The sequence below is a fragment of the Caballeronia humi genome, assembly GCF_001544475.1.
GTDB lineage: Bacteria > Pseudomonadota > Gammaproteobacteria > Burkholderiales > Burkholderiaceae > Caballeronia > Caballeronia humi.
In genome coordinates this window covers 121,640-146,663 of sequence record NZ_FCNW02000010.1, presented here as the reverse complement: position 1 = coordinate 146,663, position 25,024 = coordinate 121,640, and the positions used below count along the sequence as shown (strand labels likewise).

Genomic DNA, 25,024 nt, shown 5'->3' with positions numbered 1-25,024 from the left:
TTTGCTTTTATCGATCCGACAAAAACCGTTCGAAATGGCTGCGTCCCGCGGGCGTGACGCGCAGCACGCGGCGTTTGGTCGTCTGTTCCAGCCAGCCATGCGCCGCGCAGCTTTCGAGAAACGCCGCGCCGAGCGCACCGCCGAGATGGGGCCGCCGCTCGCTCCAGTCGATACAGGTGCACGCGAAGCGCCTCCGACGCGCTCGCTGCGCCTTCAAATCGATGCCGAGCTGCGCGAATTCCCGCGCGCCTTCGGGTGTGGGTTCGAGTTGCGTCGGGCCGTTTTGCTCGCGGCCGTCAGCGGCGAGCCAGTGACGCGCGAGCATCCGGTCGAAGATCTGCACGGCGAGTTCGCCCGCCAAGTGGTCATAGCAGGTGCGGGCATAGCGCATCTCCAGCGGCACCGCGCTCGGTGGCCGCTCGGGGGTGCGCTGCGGCGCGCTCGCGTGCGCGAGATTGGCGAGCGCCTCGATGGCCGTCGCGATGTCGGGCGTCGCGATCCGGTAGTAGCGATGCCGGCCGCTCACCTCCATCGCGAGCAGTCCGCCCTCGGTCAGCCGCGCGAGATGGCCGCTCGCCGCCGACGGCGAGAGCCCAGCGATCATCGTCAGCTCGCCGGCGGGGCGCGCGGTGCCATCCATCAGCGACCACAGCATCGCGGCGCGTCCTGGATCGGCGAGCAGTGCGCCGATGCGCGAGAGTCCAGGGAAATGGCGGGCGCGGGGATCGGCGTCATCGTGCGTCATGATGTTTCCTCGGGTTTCATCGTCTCACTTTAGCCGCTCCTGGCATCCGATGTTTCAGCGCGGCCTGAAACGTCGATGCACGCCGTCAGCGGCGACGAGGCTAGAATGGTTGACCCCGTTTATCGATGCCGTTGCAAGGAAATGCATATGTTCAAGGTCATTCTGGCGGCGGGTTGTGCCGCGTTGCTGCTGTGTGGGGGCTGTTCGGGCGTGCCGTCTTCGTCGTCGGGTGATTCGAGCGGGATCACGATGTATGGCACGATCGATCAAGGCGTAACGATCCGCAAGTAGTCGGCGGCGCGCTTCGAGCGGCGCACGAAAGGCGCGCGCTCCTGATGTTTGAAACGCGTTTGGCTGCGCGCGGGGACCTGGCGTGCGCCCCGGCCCTCGGCCTTTTTGCCACGCCTTTCGTGCCCCTATAATCCTTTCACCCCACATCCCACGCGGGCACCGCCCCGCACCGCGAGCCGCCATGAACACGCCCACACAATCGCCCACCGCCGACGCCGTCCCGGCCGACCGCTCCGAAACCACCTTCCGCTTCCTCGCCGAGCCGACTTCGGTCAACTTCGGCGGCAAGGTCCACGGCGGCGCGCTGATGAAGTGGATCGACGAAACCGGCTACGCATGCGCCGCCATGTGGTCGGGACGCTATTGCGTGACGGTGAGCGTCGGCAACATTCGCTTCCGCCGCCCGATTCTCGTCGGCAACCTGGTCGAACTGCGGGCGCGCGTCGTCGCCACGGGGCGCACCAGCATGCACCTGCACATCGCCGTCCACGCGGGCGACCCGAAAGGCGGCACGCTCCAGCAGACGACGGATTGTCTCGTCGTCTTCGTCGCCGTCGATGAAAAAGGGCAGCCGGTGCCGGTCCCCGCGTTCGTCCCGGTGACGGACGAACAAAAGCGCCTCGCGAAATACGCAATGGACGTGAAGGACGCGCTCGACGCGATCGTCGAGTTGAAGCCGGAAGAAGTCGTCGCCGGCAAGATCTAAAAAGCCTAAAAAGCGCCGTCTTTTGCCCTGATTTTGTCAATTTCAGTGGCAAATAGGAGGCTTCTCATTCATCGATCCGTCCCTGGCGGGCATAGTGCAGCGCAATCTTGCTGGCGCGTCTGAACGCCGCGCCGCGAGGATTCACCACTTGAAATCGATGAAGGGAGCAAGCATGAGCTGGGCTGCGGGTTACAACAATTCGGTCGCGTATACGACCGGCTACTATCAGGAACAGAGTCCCACGTGGCTGAAGGCGGCGCTCGTGATGCAGCGCATCGCGCCGCCCGCCGAGGGCCAGTTCACTTACTGCGAACTGGGTTGCGGCCAGGGCCTGACATCGCTGATCCTCGCGGCGACCCATCCGGAAGGCGACTTCTACGCCTGCGACTTCAATCCGCTGCACGTCATCGCGGCGTCCGCGATCCGCAACGACGCGAAGCTGCCGAACCTCACGCTCCTCGAGAACAGCTTCGGCCAGCTCGCCGACGGCGAAGTCGAGCTGCCGATGTTCGATTTCGTGACGCTGCACGGCATCGTGTCGTGGGTGTCGGACGAGACGCGCGCGCAGATCGTGCGGTTTCTCGCGCGTTATCTGAAGCCGGGTGGCGTCGTGCAGATCAGCTACAACGCGAAGACCGCATGCGCGCAGGTGCAGCCGCTGCAGCGCCTCCTGACGATGCATGCGAACAATCGCGGCGAGAACTGGGCGGGCGCGGCCGCTTTCGCGAAGGAACTGGTCGATACGGGCTCGCTGCATTTCCAGCGCAACCCGGACGCGGCCGCGCGCGTGAATTCGTTCGCCACGTCCGATCAGCGCTATCTGGTGCACGAATACATGCACGAGCAGTGGACTCCGTTCCATTTCACCGACATCGCGAACGAACTGACCGACGCCAAGCTCGTGTTCGCGGGCAGCGCGCGCTACGGGCAAATGCAGCCGGTCGCGTGGCTCACGGACGCGCAGGCCGCCGTCGTCGCTGAGATCCGGGACCCGATGTTCGCCGAGGAAGTCCGCGATTACTTCTGCAATCGCTCGTTCCGCTCCGACATCTTCGTGCGCGGCAAGGCGGCGCTCAACGACGTGCGCCTGCGCGAACACGCGAAGCGCATCCATCTGTGGGCCAACGTGAAGGTCGAGTATCAGCCGACGGCCAAGCTCGAGCATGCATCGGTTAATCGCAGCGAGGAAGCGCATCGGCCTCTTTACGACCTGCTGCGCCGAGCGCCGGAAATGACCCTCGACCAGCTCTTCGATGCGCCCGAACTCGCCGGCCACGGCATCGATACGATCATGCAGATCGTGCGTTTTTCGCTGGCCGTCGGCGAGACGTCCCTCCGGTATGGCGACGTGCAGCCGCGCGCGGCCGCCGATCGCCTGAACACGGTGCTCTTGGATCAGGCGGAACGCGGAGAGAAGTGGGACGCGCTGGCGTCGCCCAGGTTCGCGGGCGGTGTGTCGGTCGGCTTGCTGGACCAGTTGCTGATCGCGCCGCTGCGCGCGAAGCGCGACCCGAAGGGCGCGCTGACGAGCGAAATCGACGAAATCGTCATGCACGTCGAGCGTTCGCTGTCGAACACCGGGCTGAATCTGAACGTCGGCGATCGCATTACGCCGCGCGAGGAAATGCCGGCGGCGATTCGCAAGATTCTCGCGGACTCCGGCCCCGCGCTCCTCGCCCTATGCGACGACAACGACTTCTGGCACGGGAAATAAGGCTGCAGTCCAAGAGGCCCGAAGCACCGAAGCGCAGCGGCTCCCAGCCGCTGCGCTTTTTTTTCGCCCGACTTCAGCGCTTGCCGACCATATCTTCCGGCTTCACCCACTCGTCGAACTGCTGCTCGGTAACATAGCCAAGCCCGAGCGCCGATTCCTTCAGCGTCGTGCCTTCCTTGTGCGCCTTTTTCGCGATCTTGGCGGCCTTGTCGTAGCCGATGTGCGGATTGAGCGCCGTCACGAGCATCAGCGATTCGTTCAAGAGGCTCTCGATGCGTTTCCCGTTCGGCTCGATGCCGACCGCGCAATTGTCGTTGAAGCTCTGCGCGCCGTCGGCGAGGAGACGGATCGACTGCAGCACGTTGTGCGCGATCATCGGACGGAAGACGTTCAGCTCGAAATTGCCGCTCGCCCCGCCGAAATTCACCGCGACATCGTTGCCGAACACCTGGCAGCAAAGCATCGTGACGGCTTCCGACTGCGTCGGGTTCACCTTGCCCGGCATGATCGAGCTACCCGGCTCGTTCTCCGGAATCGACAGTTCGCCGAGACCGCAGCGCGGGCCGCTCGCGAGCCAGCGGACGTCGTTCGCGATCTTCATCATGCCCGCCGCGATGGTTTTCAGGGCGCCGTGCGCGGCGACGAGCGCATCGGCGGCGGCCATCACTTCGAACTTGTTCGGCGCGGTTTCGAAGGGCAGGCCGGTCAGCTTGGCGATCGCGCCCGCGACCTTCGCCGCGAATTCCGGATGCGCGTTCAGCCCCGTGCCGACCGCCGTGCCGCCTTGCGCCAGTTGATACAGATGCGGCAGCGTCGCCTCGACGTGGCGAATGCCCTGCTCGAGTTGCGCGACATAGCCGGAAAACTCCTGCCCGAGCGTGAGTGGCGTCGCATCCTGCAAATGCGTGCGACCGATCTTGACAATGTGCTCGAACGCCTTCGATTTCTGGTCGAGCGTATCGCGCAGCGTTTTTAGCGACGGCACCAGATGCTTCACGATCCCGTAGGCCGCAGCAATGTGCATCGCGGTCGGAAACACGTCGTTCGACGATTGCCCGCGATTCACGTCGTCGTTCGGATGCACGAGGCGCTCTTCACCGCGCTGGCCGCCCATCAGCTCGCTCGCGCGGTTGGCGATCACCTCGTTCAGGTTCATGTTGGTCTGCGTGCCGGAGCCCGTCTGCCAGACTGCGAGCGGGAACTCGTCCGGATGACGGCCGTCGATGATCTCGTCGGCGGCCTCGATGATCGCGCGCGCCTTCTTCTCGTCGAGCACCTTCAGTTCCGCATTCACTTCGGCGGCGGCGCGCTTGATGATCGCGAGCGCGGTGATCAGTTCCGGCGACTGCTTTTCGCTCGAAATCTTGAAATTCTGTAGCGAGCGCTGCGTCTGCGCGCCCCACAGTTTCGCGTTCGGGACGGCGATTTCGCCGAAAGTGTCCTTTTCCAGCCGTACATCGTTTGACGCTTGATCAGACATGGCTTCGAAGCTCCTTCAAAGCTGCTCGTCGACGGGCAGCAAAGTGAAAAGACCGGTCATCGCGTTGCGGTAGAAGCCCGCTTCCGGATCGAAGTTATAGGTGACGGTGCCGATGCGTTCCTCCGTCGTCCAGATGAGCGGAGAAACCGGCGAACCGGTCGACTTCAACCGCGCGAGCTCATCCGGCGACGCCAGCTCGACGCGATAGGCCGATTGTGGCCGCACGCTGCGCTCGAAGAGCAACATGGCTTGTTCCGCAATCGTCTTATTGTGAATCACGAGCGCGAGCTCGGTATTCAGAAGCGCCGAGCGCGGATCGAGATTCATCGAGCCGATCACGAGAATACTCCGATCGATGACGTACGCCTTCGCATGCAGGCTCGCGCGCGACTGCGAACCGAAGAGGCCGGCGGTCGGCTTTCCTTCGCCTTCGCCCTGAATCGCCTTGAATTCGTACAGTTCAACGCCGCTTTTCAGGAGCGGCACGCGATACGGCGCGTAGCCCGACTGGACTGCGACGGCGTCCGTGGCGGCGAGCGAATTGGTCAGCACCGCGACGCGCGCGCCGCGCTGCGTGAGCGCGCTGAGCGCCTTCACGCCGACCTCGTGCGGCACGAAATAGGGCGAAAGGATCAGGAATTCGCTCTTTGCCTCCTTGATCAGGGCGGCCAGACGTTCCATCGGCGGGCTTTTGTAGTCGTCGCTGGGATGTTCGATCTTCGACGGCGAATCGGCTTCGAATTCAGTTGGCGCCCAGATGAGTTCCAGTTGCTCGTGCGCGATCTGCTCCGCGAGCGGCGTGCGGTTCAGCGGCTTCGCGTTGAGCGGATCGGCCTGCGTGCGCCAGTGGTGGCGCAGATCGTCGCGGGTCTTGTCGAGATCGGCGGCATCGAAGGTTTGCTTGTTCAGCGCGCGCAGCGGATAGGCGAGCGCGCTGTTCCAGTAATCGTCGAAGCTCGCCGAGATGCGGTGCGCGACCGGGCCGGCGGTAAAGACGTCGAGATCGCGGAACTGCAGCGTCGGGCTCGCGCTGAAATACTCGTCGCCGAGATTGCGGCCGCCGACGATCGCGATCTGGTTGTCCGCGATCATCGACTTGTTGTGCATCCGGCGCGTGAAATGGCCGAGTTGCGTGAAGATGTTCTGCGTGCGCTGCGCGAAGCTCTGCTGCGCGCTGCCGAACGGGTTGAACACGCGAATCTCGATGTTGTCGTGCGAATTGAGCGCCGCCATGATCTGGTCGATGTCCTTGAAATTCAGGTCGTCGACCAGCATGCGCACCCGCACGCCGCGATCCGCCGCATAAAGCGCGGCGCCGAGCAGCAGCTTGCCGGTGCTGTCCTCGTTGGCGATGTAGTACTGCATGTCGAGCGTCTTCGTCGCCGCGCGGGCGAGCGCGATGCGGGCCTGCAGCGCGTCGGTGCCGCTCGGCAGCAGGCGCACGCCGGATTCGCCCGGATGCGCGGTTTCGAGCGGAGCGAGCGCGGTCTGGAGCGGCGTCGGCGCGGTGGCTTCGAGCGCGTGAGAGACGGGGCGATCGAAGGCAGTAGCGGGCGGGCGCGTCGCGCAGGCTGTGAGCGTGAGCGCGAGAACGGCCGCGGCCGTCGCGCCGAATCGGCTCATGCTGGTTATGTGATCACGCGTTGCCGCATGTACTGAAGATGCTGAACTTCCCCGGCTTTCCAACACGAGCTGTCCTCTTTTTTTATCCGCGCGATGCGTGACACCGATGCGCGGCTTGGAACCTCGCTCATAGCAAGGTTCGTGCTTGATAGGCATCTGGGGATCATTTTATGGGAAATCGTTATGCGAGAAGCGATTTGGGCTTGCGGCAGGATTTCTGATCACGTAATCGATAGACGAATTTTCAATCGTCCGATCATTTCGCTATAGTTTCATGAAAATAGTTTGGATGGCTGATTGAAATCGTTTTGTGCAACCCGGTGGCGATCCCGATTCCACAGCCATCGAATATTGAATGGACGGTGAATGGCGACAGAACTCAAGACGGACGCGTGGCATCGATACATGTTGTATCGGAACGCAGAGCGCTACCTGGCGTTTGAACTTGAAGAGACGCGAAAGATATCGGTCGAAGCCGGCAGGAAATTCACGGCGTCGGCTTATGCGGACGTGTGGGCCAAGGACGCGGAACTAGTCAAGCGCGTGCGCGTCTTCCTCAGCGAGAATTTTCATTGGCACGGCCGGCTCGCCAACAGCGGCACGGATCTCGATGTCGTCGAAACACTGATGGACATGGTGCGCGGCGGTTGTGTCGTCGTGATTCCCGAAAAACCGGTCAGCAACTACGGCCTTGCGCGGGCGCCCCATAACGATGCAACGACGTCGTTCTGGGGCGTCGAGGACTACGATCCACCGCGCTATGCGAGCGTGCAGGAACAGTATGAGGCGCAGCTTGCGGAATGGCAGGCCAACGAGACTCCGTGGGAGGAAATCGAGGCCATGAACGACGAGATTAATGCGAAGTTTATGCACACTGCGGTTCTGGCGGATCCTCTTGGTATGCTGCCTCTCTTCGCCCGCGCGGGTTGGATCAGCAAATACGGTCTTCCTGACTTGTCCAAATGGGAAGAAGACAAAGGAAAAGACGGCGCCGTTTCCCCCTCAACGCTGCTTGGTGATGCGCAGCCGTTCGAGCTGGGTGAAAGCACGTTATCCGACGAAGTGACGGAAATTGCGGCGCGCGGAGTCAGTGAAGCCGACGAAGCCGAGTGTTACCAGCAATTCGAACGGGACATGGACGAGTGCCGGGCGTACAAAAGCGCGATGGGAGGAGGACGTTTCATGGATATGTGTTCGCAGCGAGCCTTTATGGCTTACCAGCAATGTCGAGGTTACTAATGGCCGCCAACAACGAAAAGCGCTGCGTCGTCGTGATGTGGTCGGAAGAAACACAGTCACTGGTGTCGTACACGCTCGATGTGCAGAAGGTGCTGGCGGTCACCGAGCGCTTGTTTCCCCTGGAACTCCCTTTGGCCGACTACGACAACACGATCGACGACGAGTTCGCACGACGATTCGGCAGTGCCACGCTCAACTTGCTGGCCATCTCGAACCCTGAGCTGAAGCCGTATCTCAAGGTGTCGCAGCAAGAAGAACCCGATTGACCCCCAAACGAAAAAAAGCCCGCCATCAAGGCGGGCTCAATACCCCTGTCACTAGAGTCTCAAGGAGGAGACGGCTTAATCCTAGCGCCCGATCGGCGCCGCTCCAACCAAGTATGCGTGCTTTGCTTATCGCGTCGCCTGTACGGCGCTTATGCATTCCGCTGCAACTCGCCCGCGCCTTTCCCGATACCGCTCTCGATCATCCGCCGGCTCATCCGGTGAAAGCGCCACGTCATCAGCGCGGCGACGCTCGCCAGGCCGGCCGCGAGCCCCCACCAAAGGCCCTTCGTGCCCGCCTGGAAGTGGAACGCGAGCACATAGCCCGTCGGAAAGCCGATGCCCCAGTAGCCGAACGCGGCGGCGAGCATCGGAATGCGCGTGTCCTTCAGGCCACGCAGGCAGCCGGAGCCGACCGTCTGCATCCCGTCGACGATCTGGAACACCGCCGCCACGCCCAATAACGAAGTCGCGAGCGCGACGGTCTGGGCGTTCGCGGGATCGTCGAGATGGAGGTACAGGCCGACGATCGCATGCGGCGCCACGATCAGCACCACCCCCGACAGCATCATGAACACGACGCCCAGCCCGATCGCGACAAACCCCGCGTGCCGCGCCGCGACCGGCACGCCTGCGCCGATCCAGTAGCCGACGCGCACGTTCGCCGCCTGGCCGATCGCAAGCGGCACCATGAACGCCACCGACGCCACGTTGAGCGCGATCTGGTGCGCGGCGAGCGGCGCCTCGCCGAGCAGGCCGACGGTCATCCCGGTCGCGAGAAAAAGCGTCGACTCGACACCGTAAGTGATCGCGACCGGCCAGCCGATGCCAAATAGCTCGCCCATCAGCGGCAGGCGCGGGCGCGATGCGACAACGAAATGCCGGTAGCGCGGCCGCAGGTGCAAAAACGCGACGAGCGCCAACGCGATCGCCCAGACGGTGATCGTGGTCGCCGCCGCCGAGCCGAGGAAGCCGTATTTCGGCAGACCGTACGCGCCGTGGATCAGCCCGTAGTTCAAAAAGCCGTTGACGAACACCCCGCCGATCGACACCCACAAGAGCCGCCGCGCCGCGCCGATCGCCGGCAGGAACGCGCGCATCATCCCGATGCCGATCAGGCTGCCCGGCGCGCCCCAGCGCAACACCGCGCAGTATTCGCCGACGTTCCTCGCGAGCGTCGCGGGCTCGTTGAACGCGAGCATCAGTGGCTCGGCGTAGCTCAAAAGCACGAACGCGGGAATCGCGAGCAGGATAGAGAGCACGAGCCCCGTCCAGTAGATATGCGGGACGCGATCGTCGTCGTTGGCACCGCGCGCGTGCGCCACCGACACGCTCACCGACGTCAGCACGCCCTGCAACAGCGTCACGACGACGAAGAACAAATTGGCGCCGAGGCCGCCGGCCGCGAGTGCGTCGGGGCCGAGCGAGCCGAGGAGGATCGTGTCGGTGACGCCCATCGCCATCTGCGACAACTGCGCGATGGCAAGCGGCGCGGCGAGCCGAGCGGTATCGACGGCATGGCGGGACAAGCTGGGCGGCGGCGTGGCCGCGTGCGTGAAGCGGGGTTGCATGTCGGATCGGAGTGAAGACGGCCGCGCAAGCGCGCCGCCGGAGGTAAAGACGCTGGCGGGCGATGGGTCGCCTGCCTGGTTCGCGTGCATCGAAACGTATTGCGGAGCCGTGAACCGAAGACGACTAGCTTATTGCCTGCGCGGCGGCCTGTCGATGCCGGCGCGCTTCAGACCGCCTTCAGAACCTTGATCTTCGATCCGTCGAGCAGGACGGTTTGCCCCGCGCGGATCTTGCACGTCTTGCGCAGTTCGACCTTGCCGTCGACCTTCACGTCGCCCATCGCGACGCGCGCCTTCGCCGAGCCGCCGCTGTCGGCGAGGCCCATCAGCTTGAGCAGGTTGTGCAGTTCGATGAACTCGCCCGTCAGTGTGAATTCGAGTTGCGGCATGGTGGGCGGGGCGCTTTTGACGGCGTCGGTACGTGGAAGGGCGCCCATCATAAACCACGCGGGCACACGGCGTGCTGTAGCCAACGGGCGGACAGAAACGCGTCGCTGTCGCCGATGTCGGCAAATGTAGCCAAGTGAAACGGTCGGTAACAATGACTGATTATGGCGAACCCGTTTGGCGGCTAGCGGGTCTGACCGTGTGATCGATGCATTCTGGTCGTTCATTTCATCAATCGAAGAAGTCGGGCAGGCACGGGGTTTATCCGCTTCGCCCGAGAGCAACCAAGAGAGGAATAACTCATGAAGAAGATTCAAACGCTGCTGATTGGCTCCACTTTCGCTGCAATCGCTACGACGTCCGCCTTCGCGCAGACCGCTCAACCCGTGGACGGTGGCGCTCAGATGTCCGCGCAAGTACAAGGACAGCCGGGCGTGACGCCGCCGTCGCAAAATCTGGTCGCGCCGGCGCCGACCGATCCGCTCGTTCAGAAGCGCAATGCGAATGCTGCGGCGAACGCGGAATATAGCGCGTCGAAGAAGGCGTCCAAGCAGGAACTGAAGGCGACCAGTCAGCAGGCCAAGGCGCAGTACAAGGAAGAAGTGCGCAACGCCAAGATCAACCGCAAGGCGGACAAGGATGCCGCCAAGGCCGAACTGAACGCGGCCGAACCGGCCACGCCGAAGGACTCCGGCCTGCAGCATTAAGCCGGGCCGGGAAGGAGCAGCGGTCGCCGCAATCCGGCGGCCGCGCCACGAATAACACGATACATGGGACTGGGTAGGCGCCCAGCGCCGACTCCGCCCAACACGGGAGAACTACATGACGACCACATCCAGACTTTGCGCCGCGCTTCTGGCCGGCGTATCGCGACGGCCGCGACGGCATCGTTTGCACAGACAGCCGATCCCGCGCCGATGACGCACGCCGACAAAAAGGCCGCGAAGAAGCAGGACGAAGCCAACAAGGACGCCGCCGTCGCGCAGGCGAAGGCCGACAAGAAGAAGACCGAATCGCAATCGGAGGCGAACGAAGCCGCCGCCGATGCCAACCTCAAGAACGCGAAGAAAGCGCAGTAAAGCGGCGAAAGCGTTCGATCTGAACCGGAGGCCCCGCGCGCGGGGCCTCGTTATTTTCGGGCACTTGCGTGCGCGGGTTGTATGGATATACAGTGTGCGTCACTCCCGCCCGCCCACTTTTTTACATCCGTGCTCACCGAAACCCCCACCGCCGATCCCGCCGTCGCGTCCTACCTGGCGAAGCTCAACGACGCGCAGCGGGAGGCAGTCGAGTTCGGCACCGAGGCGCCGGGCGCGCCGGGCGGTCCGCTGCTGGTAATCGCGGGCGCGGGGTCAGGCAAGACGAATACGCTGGCGCATCGCGTCGCGCATCTGCTGGTGAAGGGCGCCGATCCGCATCGAATCCTGCTGCTGACGTTTTCGCGCCGCGCCGCGCTCGAAATGACGCGTCGCGTGTCACGCATCGCAATCGGCGCGCTCGGCAGCAAGAGCGCGATCGCGCAAGGGCTCACGTGGTCGGGCACGTTTCACGGCGTCGGCGCGCGGTTGTTGCGCGATTACGCGGATCTCGTCGGCTTGTCGCCGTCGTTTACGATCAACGACCGCGAAGATTCCGCTGATCTGATGAACCTCGTGCGGCACGAACTCGGGCTGTCGTCGAAAGAGAAGCGCTTCCCCGCGAAATCGACGTGTTTCGCGATCTACTCGCGCGTCGTGAACACGGGCGCGTCGCTCGCGACCGTGCTCGATCAGGCGTTTCCGTGGTGCCGCGAGTGGGAGGCCGACCTGCGCCGCCTCTTCGCCGCGTACGTCGCCGCGAAACAGTCGCAAAGCGTGCTGGACTACGACGACTTGCTGCTCTACTGGTCGCATCTGGCCGCGGAGCCGGGCATCGCCGCCGATCTGTCGAGCCGCTTCGATCACGTCCTCGTCGACGAATATCAGGACACGAACCGATTGCAGGCGTCCATTCTCCTTTCGATGAAGCCGGACGGGCGCGGCCTGACCGTCGTCGGCGACGATGCGCAGTCGATCTATTCGTTTCGCGGCGCGACCGTGCGCAACATCCTCGATTTTCCGGGTCACTTCGATCCGCCCGCGCGCAGCGTGACGCTCGAGCGCAATTACCGCTCGACGCAACCGATTCTGGAGGCTTCGAATGCGGTGATCGGGCTCGCGACCGAGCGTTTCACGAAGAATCTCTGGACCGACAAGGCGTGCGCGCAGAAGCCGCGCGTAGTCTCCGTAGCGGACGAGGCCGATCAGGCGCGCTACGTCGTCGAAAAGGTACTGGAGGCGCGCGAGGCGGGCATGACGCTCAAGTCGCAGGCCGTGCTGTTTCGCACGTCGAGTCACAGCGCAACGCTCGAAATCGAACTCACTCGGCGCAACATTCCGTTCGTGAAATTCGGCGGGCTGAAGTTTCTCGATTCGGTGCATGTGAAGGACGTGCTCGCCGTGCTGCGCTGGGCGGAAAATCCGCGCGATCGTGTCGCGGGGTTTCGGGTCGTGCAATTGCTGCCGGGCATCGGGCCGGCGATCGCGGGGCGTGTGCTCGATGAGGTGTCGCGCGGCGAGGCGCCGAAAGCGCTCGCATCGTTCGCGGCGCCCGCGCGGGCGAGCGAGGACTGGCCGCAGTTCGTCGCGCTGATGGCGAAGGTGTGCGGGCGCGATACAGGTTGGCCCGCTGAATTCGAGATGATCCGGCGCTGGTACGAGCCGCATCTGGAGCGCAATCACGAGGACGCCGCGATCCGTCACGGCGATGTGCTGCAGATGGAAAGCATCGCGTCGACGTATCCGACGCGCGAGCGCTTTCTCACCGAACTGACGCTCGATCCGCCCGACGCGACGAGCGACGAGTCCGGCGTGCCGCTTATCGATGAGGATTACCTGATTCTCTCGACGATTCATTCCGCGAAAGGGCAGGAATGGCGCAATGTTTTCGTGCTCAACGGCGTCGACGGGTGTATTCCATCGGATTTGGGCACAGGCAGCGACGAGGAAATCGACGAAGAGCGTCGGCTTTTATATGTCGCGATGACGCGGGCGAAAGAGGATTTGCACGTCATCACGCCGCAGCGGTTCTACGTTCACAACCAGACACATCTGGGCGACCGGCATGTCTGGGCGTCGCGCACGCGCTTCATTCCGGCGCAGTTGATGGACAGGTTCGAAGCGGCAGCGTGGCCGGTGGTGCCGGTCGCCGCCGCGCCGACGGCAGCGGGGCTGGCGGCCGCGGCCAAAGCGAAGATCGATATCGCGGCCAGGTTGAAGGGGATGTGGGATTAAGCGCCCACTTTAACCTCACCGCTGCGCCGGACGCGAAGCCCGCGGGGCCTTCGCGACCGGCGCAAACACGCTCCTCAGCCAGTTGGCGAACCGCGTGAACCCATCGTAAGGTTCCTCGACGAAAAGCTCGGGCTTCAGCGACCGCAGATATTCCAGCACCTGCTGCGCCTCCTGCTTCTGAATCGACCCGTGAAAAATCCCCAGCCGCAGCAAACACCGCAGCTCGCCCAGCTTCTCCCGCGCCGTCGATCCCACGCTGTGCTCCACCGCGATCTTCGTCTCATAAACACGCTGGCGCAGTGAATCGGCGAGACGCCACGCCGGCGTCTGCATCTTCTCCTCGACTTCGCGGATATCCATCGCCGCCGACTTGATCTGCGACGCGAGCACGTCGATCTGCGACGCATCGCCGTTCGCCTCGGTCACGATCGCGGTCGCCCATGCGCGCGACTGCTTGATCAGGTCGTCGGCCGTCCAGTCGGAACGGATCGCGAAACTGAAGCCGTGCTCAGCCGCCTGCCGGATCAGGATCTCGACGACGTCCGGAAACTCCTTGTCGAGCGCGCGCTTCGCCCAGGCGTACTGGCCGTGCGTCAGCATGCGCTGCACGGCTTGCTCGGTGAGCGGCGTCGGGTTGTCGAGGAGCTTCGCGCGCAGGAAGTCCTCGAACGACGGCGTGATGAACTGCGGATCGATCTTGAGCGACAGCCGCGTGAACGACTCGAAGTCGCGATGCAGTGCAGCGATCGTTTCGTCGCGCAGCGAAAGGGTGATTTGACGCATGATGGTTCCCGGTTCCGCGCTCAGACCGTGCTGATGGCGGGAGTGCAGTCGGCCGCGCCGCGAGGGCGAAGCCATTCGACTCTTATAACGGCGCGCGGGCCGGGAACTTGAGGGGATTCGGGCGCGGCTTCAGGTGACTGTTCAGGCCACCACGACCAGTTGCCAGAAGAAAAACACCGCGAGCGACACGGCGATCGTCAGCAACGGCCGGCGCGTCGCGAAGCACACCCCGATCGCGACGATCGCCGCGACCAGTTGCGGATTGCGCCACGTCAGTTCGGCACCGTTGCCGTGCGGCGACACGGTCATCGGGACGATGATTGCAGTGAGTACCGTCACGGGCACGAAGGAGAGCGCGGTGCGCACGAGCGGCGGGAACGCGAGCTTGTCGCCGAAAACGAAAACGGCCGCGCGGATCAAATAGGTCACGAGTGCCATGCCGAGGATAAGCAGGACGTAGCTCGAAGACAGCGTGTGCGCCAGTGTATTCATCGCGTGCCTCCTTGCGCATGCTGATTGCGCGGACGGCTTTCGATCAGCGTCAGCGCCGTTCCCACCGCGACGCCGACGAGCACCGCCGCCAGCAGCCCGAGCTTGTACGGCCAGCCCTGCCACGCGAACGACAGCACGCCCGCCGCCAGCGATGCCGCCACGAACCGCAGCGCGACGAGCTGCGGCACGACGATCGCGATGAACGTCGCGACCATCGCGAAATCGAGTCCGAGTGACTGTAGCCCCGGAAATGCGGAGCCAAAAACGAGTCCGAGCACCGTCCACAGTTGCCAGTTCAGGTACATCGCTAGGCCGGAGCCGAAGAAGTAGTACGGACCGGTCTCGCCCGGCGGACGTTTCTGGTAATGCGCATAGGCGACGGCGAAAACCTCGTCGGTCATCAGCGCGCCCAGCGTCCAGCGCCAGCGCGCGGGCAGGTGCGAGACGTACGGCGCGAGCGTCGCGGAGTAGAGGATGTGGCGCAGGTTGACAATGAGCGTCGTCGCCCAGATGACGGCGAAGCTCGCATGGCCCGCGATCAACCCGACCGCGATGAACTGCGCCGAGCCCGCGAAGACGGCCAGCGACATCAACTGGCCGTGCCACGGGCTCAACGGGCTGGCGGTCACGAGCGTGCCGTAGATGACGCCGAACGGCGCGGCGCCGATCATCATCGGGAGCGTGTCGCGGGCGCCGGCGGCGAATTCGCTTAAACGGTTGCCGGGTGATTTCAAGATGTCCTCCTTTGGCAGCGAGGATAGGGCGCAACGGCGGGCGGGCGCTTGTACGTTCTTGCGGTCGCGCGGCGCGTGAAACTTTACCGCCAGCGGCCCGGCGGCACGCCGAACGCACGCTTGAAATGCCGCGTGAAATGGCTCTGATCGGTGAAACCGCTCGCGGCCGCGACCTCAGTCACCGAGACGCCCGCGCGCAACGCGCCGAGCGAGCGCGTGAGCCGCATCTGGTTGCGCCACGCGTGCGGCGCGAGACCCGTCTCGCGCGTGAAAAGTCGCGCCGCATGAAACGTCGACAAGCCGACGCTCGCCGCGAGTTCCGCGAGCGTGACGGGCGCGGTGAGATCGTCCGTGAGACGCGCTTTCATCGCTTCGGCGCGCACCGCGTCGCTGCCGATTTGCCTGACCGATGGCCGCTCGCTCGCGTGCCGCGCGAGCAGTGTCGAAAGTGCGTCGAGCAGCGCGGTCTCGGCGGCGAGCGGATCGCCGCCGGCTTCGAGCGCGCGGTGCGCCAAAGCCAGGCGCCGCGCGAGATCGCCGTCGCGAATGATCTCGGCGGGGAACCACGGCAGCGGCTCGGCGCGCCCCGAGACTTCGCTCGCGATCGACTGCACGAACTCCACCGGCAGATAGAACACGCGATACCGCCAGCCCGCATCGACCGCCCGCGCGCCCGTATGCAGCTCGCCGGGATTGATGACCGGCACCGAGCCGGCCTCCGCGACATAGTGCGAGCCACGATAGTCGTAGCACTCGGCACCCGCTTCGATCACGGGAACGGTGTACGCGTCGTGCCAGTGCGGCGTGAACGAGTGGTCGTGATACTCGGCGGTCAGCATGTCCGCGCCGGGCGCGAGCGGGGAGCGCCAGTAGCGTGCGGAATCGCTGAATCGGTTGACGGTCATGGGAAAGCGCGGCGTTTTTTTGAGATCGAACGAATGATCTTACACGCCGCGCCCTTTTCAGCGGCTGCCTGCAACGCGCGCCGTCATTTGACGGGGATCGTTGTGCCTTCGGGCACCGGAACGGCGGTCACGCTGTTTTTCGCGCTGCCGGTCGTGATCCGGTCGCTATAGGTCAGATAGACGAGCGTGTTGCGCTTCGCATCGACGATCCGCACGACGTGCAGCGTCTTGAAGATGAACGACATGCGATCGCTGAAGACATCGGCTTTCTGCTTGAGCGGCTCGGCGATCTTGATCGGCGCGACCTGACGGCACGCAATCGACGCTTCCGTCGGATCTTCGGCGATGCCGAGCGTGCCCTTCACGCCGCCCGTGCGCGCCCGCGACACGTAGCACGTCACCCCGGCGACGAGCGGATCGTCGTACGCCTCGACGCTCACGCGATCCGAGCCGGTGAAGCGGAAATTCGTATTGACGCTCGCGATTTCCTCCGCTTGCGCGCAAGGCGCAACAAAGGTGGCGAGCACACTGAGCAAAGCGGCGAAGCTGAGAGCGCGTTTCATCGGATTCCCTCGGGAAAAAGAAAAGGCGTCGTATTGTAACGACGCCTTTTGCGATGACGCGCTTCTTGCAACGCGTTCAATGAAAAATCAAATACAGGATCACGAGGACGATAACCGGTACGCCAAGCAGCCAGCCGAGAAGATAGGGCATTTGATGTTCCTCCATTCGTTTTCTGATTAGACGGCTTCAGTATCGAGTGAGAGCTTTCTTGGCGGTAGTCGAGGCTGTCCGAAACGCGTGTAGGTGTAGTCCTATGCGGGGCAATCGCCATGCTTTGCTCATACAGAACGCGCCGTCCTGATCGGCCGCTCGCGATACAGCGTCTGCACGTAATCGAGATGCGCGCCCGCTGCCTCACGGGCGAGTTCGGGATCGCGCGCGACGATCGCATCGAAGATCGCGCGATGCTGGGCGAGCAGGTTCGCTTCGACTTCGTCGTCGTAATCGACCAGCCGGTGCGACGTCAGCATCGATTCGCGGATCAGCTCGTGCAGCCCATGCATCACGTGCGCAAGCGCGACGTTGTGCGTGGCATCGGCGATGGCGAGATGGAACGCCGCGTCTTTTTCCGCGATGCGCGTGCGCTTCGGCTCGGCGGCGGCGGACTGGAGCGCATCGAAGGCATCCGCGATGCGTTGCAGGTCCGCGTCGGTGGCACGCTCGGCGGCATAGGCCGTCGAGAGCGTTTCGAGCCCGCGCCGCAGTTCGAGCACGTCGGCGGACGCGTTCGGATGCTGCTGAAGGAGGGCAGCGAGCGGATCGGAGACGAGCGGCGCCGTCACGTCCGATACGATGAACCCGCCGCGCGCGACCGCCCGGATGAAGCCGTCGGATTCAAGCCGGATCAGTGCTTCGCGCAGCGACGGCCGTGACACGTTCAACTGCTCGGCAAGCTCCCGCTCGGCGGGCAGGCGCTGGCCGGGCAAGAGCGCGCCGCTCGAAATCAGCGACCGGATCTGGCCGGAGACGACATCGGACAGGCGCACGCGCGAATAGGAATGGACGGGCTGGAAGGTCATCGATTGGACGAAGCTGGCGGATTTCCCTAGTTTGACACGAAAGAACACAATCTTTAAAGTCTTGGTCAGACCAAGCTGACCAAAGGCGTCGCGAGGCGCGTTCCCCACATATGAAAGTTGCCCTGTTCGTCCCCTGTTTCATCGATGCCTTCTATCCCGAAGTGGGCATCGCCACGCTCGAATTGCTCGAACGGCTGGGCCTCGACGTCGATTACCCGCAGGAACAGACCTGCTGCGGCCAGCCGATGGCGAACAGCGGCGCGCAGAAGGAAGCGGCCGGCGCCGAGCGCGTGTTCGCCCGCAATTTCGCGGATTACGACTACATCGTCGGGCCGTCGGCGAGTTGCGTGCACCACGTTCGCGAGCATTTCAACGCCATCGAGCAGACCGCCGCCGTGCGCAAGGTGCGGGCGAGCGCATTCGAACTGACCGAATTCCTGCACGACGTGCTGCAAGTGCGCGAGTTTCCGTGGGCCGAATTTCCGCATCGCGTGGGGCTGCACAACAGTTGCAGCGCGGTGCGGCATCTGCGCGAGGCGTCGGCATCGGAGATCGCGCAGACGCCGTTTTCCAAGCCGCGCGCGCTCCTGGAACGCGTGAAAGGCATCGAATTCGTCTCGCCTGCCCGGCCCGACGAATGCTGCGGATTTGGCGGCACGTTTTCCGTGACTGAGGAGGCGGTCTCGGTGAGGATGGGGCAGGACAAGGTGCGCGACCACGTCGGCGCGGGCGCGCAGTACATCGTGTCCGGCGACATGTCGTGTCTCATGCACCAGCAAGGCTGCGCCGAGCGCCTGAAACTCGACGCGCGCTTCATCCACATCGCGCAGATTCTCAACGGAGCACGCGGATGACCAAGACCGTGCGGATCGATCACGCGAAAGCGGCGGGCGCGTTCCTGCAAAAGGAGGATCACGTCGCGTTCCACGACAAGCGTCTCTGGGACCTGCGCATGAAGCGCGATGCGCAGGCGCATGGCATCGCCGAATGGGAGACGCTGCGCGATCTGGCGTCGGGGATCAAGGAGCACACGCTCTCGCATCTCGCCGACTACATCGAACAATTTGCGACACAGGCGGAGAAGAACGGCGTTGTCGTGCATTTCGCGGCGGATGCCGAGGAGCACAACGCGATCGTGCACAGGCTGATGAGCGAGCGCGGCATGACGACGCTCGTCAAGAGCAAGTCGATGCTCACCGACGAATGCAAGATGCGCGAATTCCTGGAGCCGCGCGGTATCACGGTGATGGAAACCGATCTCGGCGAGCGCATCCAGCAACTCGATCATCAGGACCCGAGCCATATGGTCGTGCCGGCGGTCCACAAGCTGCGCGCGGACGTCGCCGAACTCTTCGGACGCACGATCGGCACCGATCCGGCCAACAGCGACATCCACTATCTCGCCGAAAGCCAGCGCATGCATACGCGGCCGTATTTCGTGCGCGAGCAGACGGCGGGCATGACCGGCTGCAACTTCGCCGTGGCGGAGACGGGGACGGTCGTCGTCTGCACGAACGAGGGCAACGCGGATTTGTCTGCGAACGTGCCGCCGCTGCATATCGCGTCGATCGGCATCGAAAAGCTGATTCCGAGGGTGTCCGATCTCGGCGTATTCGTGCGGATGCTGTCGCGAAGCGCGCTCGGCTCGCCGATCACGCAGTACACGTCGCACTTTCGCGCGCCGCGTCCCGGCACCGAGATGCACTACATCCTCGTCGATCACGGCCGCTCCGAGCGCCTCGCGATGGACGATTTCTGGTACTCGCTCAAGTGCATCCGCTGCGGCGCTTGCATGAATACGTGCCCGGTGTATCGAAGGAGCGGCGGTTTGTCGTACGGCGGGACGTATTCGGGCCCAATCGGCGCGATCATCAATCCGACGTTTGACCTCAAGCGCTACAGCAGCCTGCCGTTCGCCTCGACGATGAACGGCAGTTGCACGAGCGTGTGTCCCGTGCGCGTGAATATCCACGAGCAGATCTACAAATGGCGCGAGGTGATCGCCGAGCGCCACGAAGTGCCGTTCGTAAAGAAGGAAGTGCTCAAGATGGCGGGGCGGCTGCTCGCGAGTCCGACCTTGTATCGCGCGACGGTGGCATCGCTCGGCGGTGCGCTGAAACGCTTGCCGAACTTCGTGCTCTACAACCCGCTGAATATCTGGGGGCGCCAGCGCGATCTGCCTGACGCGCCCGCCGAAACTTTCCATGAGTGGTATCGCAAAAACCGGAAGCAACCGAAATGACGACTCGCGACGCTTTTCTCTCGAAGATCCGCGCAGCGCAGCCCGGGCCGCGCCCGCTTCCCGACGTGCCGCTGTTCACCGTGCCGGACGGCGATCGCCGCGAGCGATTCACCGCTGCGCTCGCGCTGATGGGCGGCACGTGCGTTGAGGCTGAGCGTCTCGACGACGTGCGCGCGCTCTTGGCCGAGCGCTTCGGGCCGGAAGCGGTGGTGGCATCGGCGGTCGACGGGATCGAGGGCACTCGCGCGCTCGCGGCCGACACGCCGCCGGCCTCGCTGCAGGATGTTGATGTAGGCGTGGTGCGCGGGCGGTTCGGCGTTGCGGAGACGGGATCGGTGTGGTTCAGCGAAGCCGAGTACATCGTCAATTCGATCGGCTATCTCGTGCAGCATCTCGTCGTGCTGCTCGATCCGGCGCAACTCGTCGATGGCTTGCAGGAGGTGTATCGACGAGACGATTTTCAGTCGGCGCGCTATGCGGTGCTCGTGACCGGGCCGTCCGCGACAGCCGATATCGAAGGCGTATTGATTCGTGGCGCGCAGGGCGTGCGGTCGTTGACGGTTGTTTGGCTGGCGTAGAGCAGTCATTGACGATCCACGCTTTCAACCATTCGCCGACGAAACTCGAAGCGCAATTCAGGCCGCCAGCCCGATTACCGAATGGGTTCGTCGAGGTGCCGCGCACATCTGCCTGAAGGGCGGAAGGCGTAAAACGCGAGCAGAAAAGCAAAAAGCCCAATCTTTCGATTGGGCTTTTTGCTTCGAATCTTTTTGGCTCCCCGACCTGGGCTCGAACCAGGGACCTACGGATTAACAGTCCGGCGCTCTACCAACTGAGCTATCGGGGAACATCTGCAGCACAGAAATGAAATTATATGGAGCGTTTTCTACCCTGTCAACACCCCGCGTTCATCTCGATATCATTTTTTTGACCGGATTACGCGGCGCGCGGACGGCCTCGATCAGCGTTCCAGCAGGTCGAGCTTTTCCTTCACGTCCTTGAATTCGTCGGCTTCGGGAAGCGGCGCTTTCGTCTTCGTGATGCTCGGCCAGCCGCGCGCGAGTTCGGCATTCAGGTCGGTGAAATGCTGCTGGTCGCCGGGGACGTCTTCTTCGGCATAGATGGCGTTCACAGGGCATTCGGCCACGCACACGGCGCAGTCGATGCACTCGTCCGGATCGATCGCGAGAAAGTTGGGACCTTCGCGGAAGCAATCCACCGGGCACACGTCGACGCAATCGGTATAGCGGCACTTGATGCAGCTTTCGGTCACAACGTGAGTCATTCAGGCTCCTGCATGCGGAATTCGTGGGGGCGGCGGCGGTGCGGCTACATGGGCCGTGAACCGGGTTTTGCAAAGGTTCATACGCTTCGCGCGCCAAAACCAATATTGTAGCGTACCGCTCAATTTCAGCGCGAGCCTTAGCCCGTGGGCTTTATATCGTTTCGTGATTTCTTTATGGGATACGACGGCCCGCCGATCGCGCTCCGTGACGGCGCCCGCATTCGGGTAACATGAGACGCAGAAGGCCCGGCGGTGCGCCCCGTTACGCGTTGGCCGCGTTTCATCGATGTTCCGACCAAAACCATGATCATCAATTCGCTGCTCGATACCGATCTGTACAAGTTCACGATGATGCAGGTCGTCCTGCATCATTTCCCGGCGGCGAACGTCGAGTACAAGTTCCGGTGCCGCACGCCCAACGTGGATCTCGTGCCGTATATCGACGAGATTCGCGACGAAGTGCGTCAGCTCTGCAACCTGCGCTTTCGGGAAGAAGAACTCGATTACCTGCGGCGGATGCGCTTCATCAAGAGCGATTTCATCGATTTCCTCGCCATTTTTCACCTGAACGAAAGATCGATCACGATCGCGCCGTCGGCGAAGAAGAACGGCGAGATCGACATCGTGATCGAAGGGCCGTGGCTGCACACGATCCTCTTCGAGATCCCGGTGCTCGCGATCGTCAACGAGGTCTATTTCCGCAATACGCAGGGCAAGCCCGATTACGCGATCGGACGCGAGCGTCTGCGCGACAAGATCAAGCTGCTCGCCACACCGCCCGAATTTTCCGACTGCAAGATCGCCGACTACGGCACGCGCCGCCGTTTCTCGAAGCAGTGGCACGAGGAAGTCGCGCTCACGCTGAAGGAAGGCCTCGGCGCGCAGTTCGCGGGCACGAGCAACGTCTTCTACGCGATGAAACACGGCTTGCGTCCGCTCGGCACGATGGCACACGAATACCTGCAGGCGTGCCAGGCGCTCGGCCCGCGTCTGCGCGACTCGCAGACCTTCGGCTTCGAAATGTGGGCGAAGGAATATCGCGGCGACCTGGGCATCGCGCTGTCGGACGTCTACGGCATGCGGGCGTTCCTGCGCGACTTCGACATGTACTTCTGCAAGCTCTTCGACGGCGCCCGCCACGATTCCGGCGATCCGTTCGACTGGGGCGAGCGCCTCATCAAACACTATGAAGAGAACCGCTGCGACCCGCGCACGAAGGTGCTCGTGTTTTCCGACGCGCTCGACATCCCGAAAGTCCTGCAACTCTACGAACGCTTTCGCGGGCGGTGCCAGCTCGCGTTCGGCGTCGGCACGAACCTGACGAACGACCTCGGCTACCAGCCGCTGCAGATCGTCATCAAGATGGTTCGCTGCAACGGCCAGCCGGTCGCCAAGCTCTCCGATTCACCGGGCAAGAACATGTGCGACGACAAGGCGTATCTCGCCTATCTGCGGCAGGTGTTCGGCATCGAGCAACCGGTGGAGGAAGAGTTGCTTTAGCCGCTCGGCAGAGGGCTTGCCGCAGGGACCGCTGGCTATAATCGTGTCCACATCGACGAAGGCCAACGAGGACAGCAACATGGATACATCGGCTGCTCGCCGGAACATTCTCGCGAGGATTCGCAGCGCTCAGGGCCGGCCGGCCGCGCCCACGGACGCCGAGCGCGCCGCCGCCGAAGACTACCTCGCGCGCCATCCGACGGGGCCGCGTCCCGAGTTGCCGTCGACGCCGGCGGAACTCGTCGCGCGCTTCACGCTCGAGGCCGAGCGCCTTTCGACGACCGTGGCCGAAGTGAATGCGCTGAACGACGCGCCCGCCGAAGCGCATCGCTATCTTCAATCGTTGAACCTGGGCATCGATGCCGTCGCGTGGCTGTCGCTCGGCGATCTTCCTTGGAGCGCCGCGGGTCTCGACGTGCAACTGCGCAAGCCCGCCGACGCCGATCTCGTCGGCATCACCGGATGCTTTTGCGCAACGGCCGAAACCGGTTCGCTCGTGCTGCTCTCGGGGCCCGAGACGCCTGCGTCGGGCGCGCTCTTGCCGCAGACGCACGTCGCGATCGTGCCGGCATCGCGCATCGTCGCGGCGCACGAGGACGCGTTCGCGCTGATGCGTGCCGAGCGGGGCGAGTTGCCGCGCGCCGTCAATTTCGTGTCGGGGCCGTCGCGTACCGGCGATATCGAACAGACCATCGTGCTTGGCGCTCATGGGCCGTATCGCGTGCATGTGATCATCGTGCGCGGGGCGTGAGCACGATGCGGCGTTTGCTCTCCGGCGGCGCGCTCGCTGCGCTGCCGATCGGCGCATCGGCGGCGACGCTCGACGGCGCCACGCTCTCCGCGCTGTGGAGCATCCCGTTCGCGGGCATCCTGCTTTCGATCGCTGTCTTTCCGCTCGTCGCGCCGGCGTTCTGGCATCACCATTTCGGCAAAGTTTCGGCAGCGTGGGCGGTCGTGTTCCTCGTTCCGTTCGCCCTGGCGTTCGGCGCGGGCACGGCCTTCGGCGCGTTCGTCCACGCGATGCTCGAAGAATATCTGCCCTTCATCATTCTGCTGGCCACGCTCTATACCGTGGCGGGCGGCATCTGCGTGCGCGGCAACCTGCACGGCTCGCCGCGTCTGAACACGGGCCTGCTCGCGCTCGGCACCGCGCTCGCGAGCATCATGGGCACGACCGGCGCGGCGATGCTGCTGATCCGGCCGCTCCTGCGTGCGAACGACAACCGCAAGCACGTCGTTCACGTCGTCGTGTTCTTCATCTTCCTGGTGGCGAACGCGGGCGGGTCGCTGTCGCCGCTCGGCGATCCGCCGTTGTTTCTCGGCTTCCTGAACGGAGTCAGTTTTTTCTGGACGACGGTCCATCTCGCGCTGCCAATGCTCTTCATCTGCGCCGTGCTGCTCGCGCTCTTCTACGCGCTCGACAGCTACTATTTCCGCATGAAGGAAGAGGCGCGCGCCGCGTTCCTCGATCCGACGCCCGACACGCCGCCGCTCGGCATCGACGGCAAGGTCAATTTCGTGCTGCTTGCTGCCGTGATCGGGCTCGTGCTGATGAGCGGCATCTGGAAGCCGGGCATCCAGTTCGACGTGTTCGGCACGCACGTCGCGCTTCAGAACCTAGTGCGCGATGTGCTGCTCGTCGCGGTGGCGCTTGCGTCGCTCGTGCTCACACCGAAGAGCGCGCGGGCGGGCAACGCGTTCAACTGGGCGCCGATCGAGGAAGTCGCGAAACTCTTCGCGGCGATCTTCATCACGATCGCGCCGGTTATCACGATCCTGCGCGCGGGCGAAGCGGGCGCATTCGCGGGCATCGTGCATCTGGTGACGGACGCCGAAGGCAAGCCGATTGACATCGCGTACTTCTGGGCGACGGGCCTGCTCTCGTCGTTCCTCGACAACGCGCCGACCTACCTCGTGTTCTTCAACCTGGCGGGCGGCGACGCACAAACGCTGATGACGACCGGCGCCTCGACGCTCGCCGCGATCTCGGCGGGCGCCGTCTTCATGGGCGCGAACAGTTACATCGGCAACGCGCCGAATTTCATGGTGAAGGCGATCGCCGAGTCGCGCGGCGTCCGCATGCCGGGCTTTTTCGCCTATCTCGGCTGGGCGGCGGTCGTGCTCTTGCCGATTTTTATCGTCACCGGCTGGTTTTTTTTCTAGGAGCAAT

The 25,024-nt window shown here is 63.7% G+C and carries 25 protein-coding genes, 1 tRNA gene and 1 pseudogene; 14 read left to right on the top strand and 13 right to left on the bottom strand.

The window, feature by feature from the left end:
- Positions 1-7: 7 nt before the first annotated feature.
- Complete coding sequence (locus AWB65_RS12995) at positions 8-745, bottom strand: ArsR/SmtB family transcription factor (RefSeq protein ID WP_087667551.1); 738 nt, start codon at positions 743-745, stop codon at positions 8-10.
- Positions 746-892: 147 nt separating this feature from the next.
- On the opposite strand from AWB65_RS12995, the gene AWB65_RS36660 reads away from it, so the two are divergent.
- The 3 genes from AWB65_RS36660 to AWB65_RS12985 all read left to right on the top strand — a co-directional run bounded on the left by AWB65_RS36660 (position 893) and on the right by AWB65_RS12985 (position 3,456).
- A complete protein-coding gene (locus AWB65_RS36660) occupies positions 893-1,036 on the top strand; it encodes a hypothetical protein (RefSeq protein ID WP_200821714.1) in 144 nt (47 codons plus the stop codon).
- 181 nt (positions 1,037-1,217) lie between these two features.
- Positions 1,218-1,742 carry an acyl-CoA thioesterase gene (locus AWB65_RS12990; RefSeq protein ID WP_087667550.1) on the top strand — a complete coding sequence of 175 codons (525 nt, stop codon included), beginning with the start codon at positions 1,218-1,220 and terminating at the stop codon, positions 1,740-1,742.
- A 172-nt stretch (positions 1,743-1,914) separates the two neighbouring features.
- Positions 1,915-3,456 carry a class I SAM-dependent methyltransferase gene (locus tag AWB65_RS12985; protein ID WP_159907624.1) on the top strand — a complete coding sequence of 514 codons (1,542 nt, stop codon included), beginning with the start codon at positions 1,915-1,917 and terminating at the stop codon, positions 3,454-3,456.
- Positions 3,457-3,529: 73 nt separating this feature from the next.
- On the opposite strand, the gene fumC is transcribed toward AWB65_RS12985, so the two are convergent.
- Positions 3,530-4,936: a class II fumarate hydratase gene (fumC, locus tag AWB65_RS12980; protein WP_087667548.1), complete on the bottom strand. Its 1,407-nt coding sequence runs from the start codon at positions 4,934-4,936 to the stop codon at positions 3,530-3,532.
- 15 nt (positions 4,937-4,951) lie between these two features.
- Positions 4,952-6,559, bottom strand: coding sequence for a phospholipase D family protein (locus AWB65_RS12975; RefSeq protein ID WP_087667547.1), 1,608 nt, complete (start codon positions 6,557-6,559; stop codon positions 4,952-4,954).
- Between the two features lie 366 nt (positions 6,560-6,925).
- Here AWB65_RS12975 and AWB65_RS12970 point away from each other — a divergent pair, with 366 nt between their 5' ends.
- Entirely contained in the window at positions 6,926-7,798 is an 873-nt protein-coding gene (locus AWB65_RS12970; RefSeq protein WP_087667546.1) for a hypothetical protein, read from the top strand.
- Complete coding sequence (locus AWB65_RS12965) at positions 7,798-8,064, top strand: hypothetical protein (protein ID WP_087667545.1); 267 nt, start codon at positions 7,798-7,800, stop codon at positions 8,062-8,064. Before AWB65_RS12970 ends, AWB65_RS12965 begins: the two co-directional genes overlap by 1 nt.
- A gap of 149 nt (positions 8,065-8,213) precedes the next feature.
- Here the strand turns inward: AWB65_RS12965 and AWB65_RS12960 are convergent, their stop codons facing one another.
- Both AWB65_RS12960 and AWB65_RS12955 read right to left on the bottom strand, forming a co-directional pair.
- Positions 8,214-9,632: an MATE family efflux transporter gene (locus AWB65_RS12960; protein ID WP_087667544.1), complete on the bottom strand. Its 1,419-nt coding sequence runs from the start codon at positions 9,630-9,632 to the stop codon at positions 8,214-8,216.
- A gap of 167 nt (positions 9,633-9,799) precedes the next feature.
- Positions 9,800-10,021, bottom strand: coding sequence for an RNA-binding S4 domain-containing protein (locus AWB65_RS12955; RefSeq protein ID WP_087667543.1), 222 nt, complete (start codon positions 10,019-10,021; stop codon positions 9,800-9,802).
- A 300-nt stretch (positions 10,022-10,321) separates the two neighbouring features.
- Here AWB65_RS12955 and AWB65_RS12950 point away from each other — a divergent pair, with 300 nt between their 5' ends.
- The 3 genes and pseudogenes from AWB65_RS12950 (at position 10,322) to AWB65_RS12940 (ending at position 13,330) form a co-directional block, all read left to right on the top strand.
- A complete protein-coding gene (locus tag AWB65_RS12950) occupies positions 10,322-10,726 on the top strand; it encodes a hypothetical protein (protein WP_087667542.1) in 405 nt (134 codons plus the stop codon).
- 115 nt (positions 10,727-10,841) lie between these two features.
- Positions 10,842-11,098, top strand: a pseudogene (locus tag AWB65_RS12945) (hypothetical protein).
- An 81-nt stretch (positions 11,099-11,179) separates the two neighbouring features.
- Positions 11,180-13,330, top strand: coding sequence for an ATP-dependent helicase (locus tag AWB65_RS12940; protein ID WP_087667541.1), 2,151 nt, complete (start codon positions 11,180-11,182; stop codon positions 13,328-13,330).
- 15 nt (positions 13,331-13,345) lie between these two features.
- Here the strand turns inward: AWB65_RS12940 and AWB65_RS12935 are convergent, their stop codons facing one another.
- The 6 genes from AWB65_RS12935 to AWB65_RS12910 form a co-directional block, all read right to left on the bottom strand.
- Positions 13,346-14,113, bottom strand: coding sequence for a DUF4088 family protein (locus AWB65_RS12935; protein ID WP_087667540.1), 768 nt, complete (start codon positions 14,111-14,113; stop codon positions 13,346-13,348).
- Positions 14,114-14,254: 141 nt separating this feature from the next.
- Entirely contained in the window at positions 14,255-14,605 is a 351-nt protein-coding gene (locus AWB65_RS12930; protein WP_087667539.1) for a branched-chain amino acid transport AzlD family protein, read from the bottom strand.
- A complete protein-coding gene (locus tag AWB65_RS12925) occupies positions 14,602-15,279 on the bottom strand; it encodes an AzlC family ABC transporter permease (protein ID WP_087667580.1) in 678 nt (225 codons plus the stop codon). The genes AWB65_RS12930 and AWB65_RS12925 overlap by 4 nt, the downstream gene beginning before the upstream one ends.
- 143 nt (positions 15,280-15,422) lie before the next feature.
- Positions 15,423-16,244: a helix-turn-helix transcriptional regulator gene (locus AWB65_RS12920; protein WP_087667538.1), complete on the bottom strand. Its 822-nt coding sequence runs from the start codon at positions 16,242-16,244 to the stop codon at positions 15,423-15,425.
- An 83-nt stretch (positions 16,245-16,327) separates the two neighbouring features.
- Positions 16,328-16,807: a CreA family protein gene (locus AWB65_RS12915; RefSeq protein WP_087667537.1), complete on the bottom strand. Its 480-nt coding sequence runs from the start codon at positions 16,805-16,807 to the stop codon at positions 16,328-16,330.
- Between the two features lie 279 nt (positions 16,808-17,086).
- Positions 17,087-17,827, bottom strand: a complete 741-nt coding sequence (locus AWB65_RS12910; RefSeq protein WP_087667536.1) for a FadR/GntR family transcriptional regulator — start codon at positions 17,825-17,827, stop codon at positions 17,087-17,089.
- Positions 17,828-17,937: 110 nt separating this feature from the next.
- On the opposite strand from AWB65_RS12910, the gene AWB65_RS12905 reads away from it, so the two are divergent.
- The 3 genes from AWB65_RS12905 to AWB65_RS12895 are packed head-to-tail and all read left to right on the top strand — an operon-like array spanning position 17,938 to position 20,647.
- Entirely contained in the window at positions 17,938-18,681 is a 744-nt protein-coding gene (locus tag AWB65_RS12905) for a (Fe-S)-binding protein (protein WP_087667535.1), read from the top strand.
- Entirely contained in the window at positions 18,678-20,069 is a 1,392-nt protein-coding gene (locus AWB65_RS12900; RefSeq protein ID WP_087667534.1) for a lactate utilization protein B, read from the top strand. Before AWB65_RS12905 ends, AWB65_RS12900 begins: the two co-directional genes overlap by 4 nt.
- Positions 20,066-20,647 (top strand): LutC/YkgG family protein, encoded by a 582-nt coding sequence (locus AWB65_RS12895; protein ID WP_087667533.1) that lies wholly within the window; start codon positions 20,066-20,068, stop codon positions 20,645-20,647. Before AWB65_RS12900 ends, AWB65_RS12895 begins: the two co-directional genes overlap by 4 nt.
- 193 nt (positions 20,648-20,840) lie before the next feature.
- On the opposite strand, the gene AWB65_RS12890 is transcribed toward AWB65_RS12895, so the two are convergent.
- Together AWB65_RS12890 and fdxA are read right to left on the bottom strand one after the other, a co-directional pair.
- Positions 20,841-20,916 (bottom strand) — tRNA-Asn (locus tag AWB65_RS12890).
- Positions 20,917-21,030: 114 nt separating this feature from the next.
- A complete protein-coding gene (fdxA, locus tag AWB65_RS12885) occupies positions 21,031-21,354 on the bottom strand; it encodes a ferredoxin FdxA (protein WP_087667532.1) in 324 nt (107 codons plus the stop codon).
- 303 nt (positions 21,355-21,657) lie between these two features.
- Between fdxA and pncB the strand changes: the two genes are divergently transcribed.
- The 3 genes from pncB (at position 21,658) to AWB65_RS12870 (ending at position 25,017) form a co-directional block, all read left to right on the top strand.
- Positions 21,658-22,854, top strand: coding sequence for a nicotinate phosphoribosyltransferase (gene pncB, locus AWB65_RS12880; RefSeq protein ID WP_087667531.1), 1,197 nt, complete (start codon positions 21,658-21,660; stop codon positions 22,852-22,854).
- 79 nt (positions 22,855-22,933) lie between these two features.
- Entirely contained in the window at positions 22,934-23,605 is a 672-nt protein-coding gene (locus AWB65_RS12875; RefSeq protein ID WP_087667530.1) for a LutC/YkgG family protein, read from the top strand.
- A 5-nt stretch (positions 23,606-23,610) separates the two neighbouring features.
- Positions 23,611-25,017, top strand: a complete 1,407-nt coding sequence (locus tag AWB65_RS12870; protein WP_087667579.1) for a sodium:proton antiporter — start codon at positions 23,611-23,613, stop codon at positions 25,015-25,017.
- Positions 25,018-25,024 lie beyond the last annotated feature (7 nt).

Excerpts from the sequence above, each read along its gene's own strand:
- AWB65_RS12995 (WP_087667551.1), bottom strand. The coding sequence starts at position 745 with ATGACGCACGATGACGCCGATCCCCGCGCCCGCCATTTCCCTGGACTC.
- AWB65_RS36660 (WP_200821714.1), top strand. The coding sequence starts at position 893 with ATGTTCAAGGTCATTCTGGCGGCGGGTTGTGCCGCGTTGCTGCTGTGT.
- AWB65_RS12990 (WP_087667550.1), top strand. The coding sequence starts at position 1,218 with ATGAACACGCCCACACAATCGCCCACCGCCGACGCCGTCCCGGCCGAC.
- AWB65_RS12985 (WP_159907624.1), top strand. The coding sequence starts at position 1,915 with ATGAGCTGGGCTGCGGGTTACAACAATTCGGTCGCGTATACGACCGGC.
- fumC (WP_087667548.1), bottom strand. The coding sequence starts at position 4,936 with ATGTCTGATCAAGCGTCAAACGATGTACGGCTGGAAAAGGACACTTTC.
- AWB65_RS12975 (WP_087667547.1), bottom strand. The coding sequence starts at position 6,559 with ATGAGCCGATTCGGCGCGACGGCCGCGGCCGTTCTCGCGCTCACGCTC.
- AWB65_RS12970 (WP_087667546.1), top strand. The coding sequence starts at position 6,926 with ATGGCGACAGAACTCAAGACGGACGCGTGGCATCGATACATGTTGTAT.
- AWB65_RS12965 (WP_087667545.1), top strand. The coding sequence starts at position 7,798 with ATGGCCGCCAACAACGAAAAGCGCTGCGTCGTCGTGATGTGGTCGGAA.
- AWB65_RS12960 (WP_087667544.1), bottom strand. The coding sequence starts at position 9,632 with ATGCAACCCCGCTTCACGCACGCGGCCACGCCGCCGCCCAGCTTGTCC.
- AWB65_RS12955 (WP_087667543.1), bottom strand. The coding sequence starts at position 10,021 with ATGCCGCAACTCGAATTCACACTGACGGGCGAGTTCATCGAACTGCAC.
- AWB65_RS12950 (WP_087667542.1), top strand. The coding sequence starts at position 10,322 with ATGAAGAAGATTCAAACGCTGCTGATTGGCTCCACTTTCGCTGCAATC.
- AWB65_RS12940 (WP_087667541.1), top strand. The coding sequence starts at position 11,180 with ATGGATATACAGTGTGCGTCACTCCCGCCCGCCCACTTTTTTACATCC.
- AWB65_RS12935 (WP_087667540.1), bottom strand. The coding sequence starts at position 14,113 with ATGCGTCAAATCACCCTTTCGCTGCGCGACGAAACGATCGCTGCACTG.
- AWB65_RS12930 (WP_087667539.1), bottom strand. The coding sequence starts at position 14,605 with ATGAATACACTGGCGCACACGCTGTCTTCGAGCTACGTCCTGCTTATC.
- AWB65_RS12925 (WP_087667580.1), bottom strand. The coding sequence starts at position 15,279 with ATGATGATCGGCGCCGCGCCGTTCGGCGTCATCTACGGCACGCTCGTG.
- AWB65_RS12920 (WP_087667538.1), bottom strand. The coding sequence starts at position 16,244 with ATGACCGTCAACCGATTCAGCGATTCCGCACGCTACTGGCGCTCCCCG.
- AWB65_RS12915 (WP_087667537.1), bottom strand. The coding sequence starts at position 16,807 with ATGAAACGCGCTCTCAGCTTCGCCGCTTTGCTCAGTGTGCTCGCCACC.
- AWB65_RS12910 (WP_087667536.1), bottom strand. The coding sequence starts at position 17,827 with ATGACCTTCCAGCCCGTCCATTCCTATTCGCGCGTGCGCCTGTCCGAT.
- AWB65_RS12905 (WP_087667535.1), top strand. The coding sequence starts at position 17,938 with ATGAAAGTTGCCCTGTTCGTCCCCTGTTTCATCGATGCCTTCTATCCC.
- AWB65_RS12900 (WP_087667534.1), top strand. The coding sequence starts at position 18,678 with ATGACCAAGACCGTGCGGATCGATCACGCGAAAGCGGCGGGCGCGTTC.
- AWB65_RS12895 (WP_087667533.1), top strand. The coding sequence starts at position 20,066 with ATGACGACTCGCGACGCTTTTCTCTCGAAGATCCGCGCAGCGCAGCCC.
- fdxA (WP_087667532.1), bottom strand. The coding sequence starts at position 21,354 with ATGACTCACGTTGTGACCGAAAGCTGCATCAAGTGCCGCTATACCGAT.
- pncB (WP_087667531.1), top strand. The coding sequence starts at position 21,658 with ATGATCATCAATTCGCTGCTCGATACCGATCTGTACAAGTTCACGATG.
- AWB65_RS12875 (WP_087667530.1), top strand. The coding sequence starts at position 22,934 with ATGGATACATCGGCTGCTCGCCGGAACATTCTCGCGAGGATTCGCAGC.
- AWB65_RS12870 (WP_087667579.1), top strand. The coding sequence starts at position 23,611 with ATGCGGCGTTTGCTCTCCGGCGGCGCGCTCGCTGCGCTGCCGATCGGC.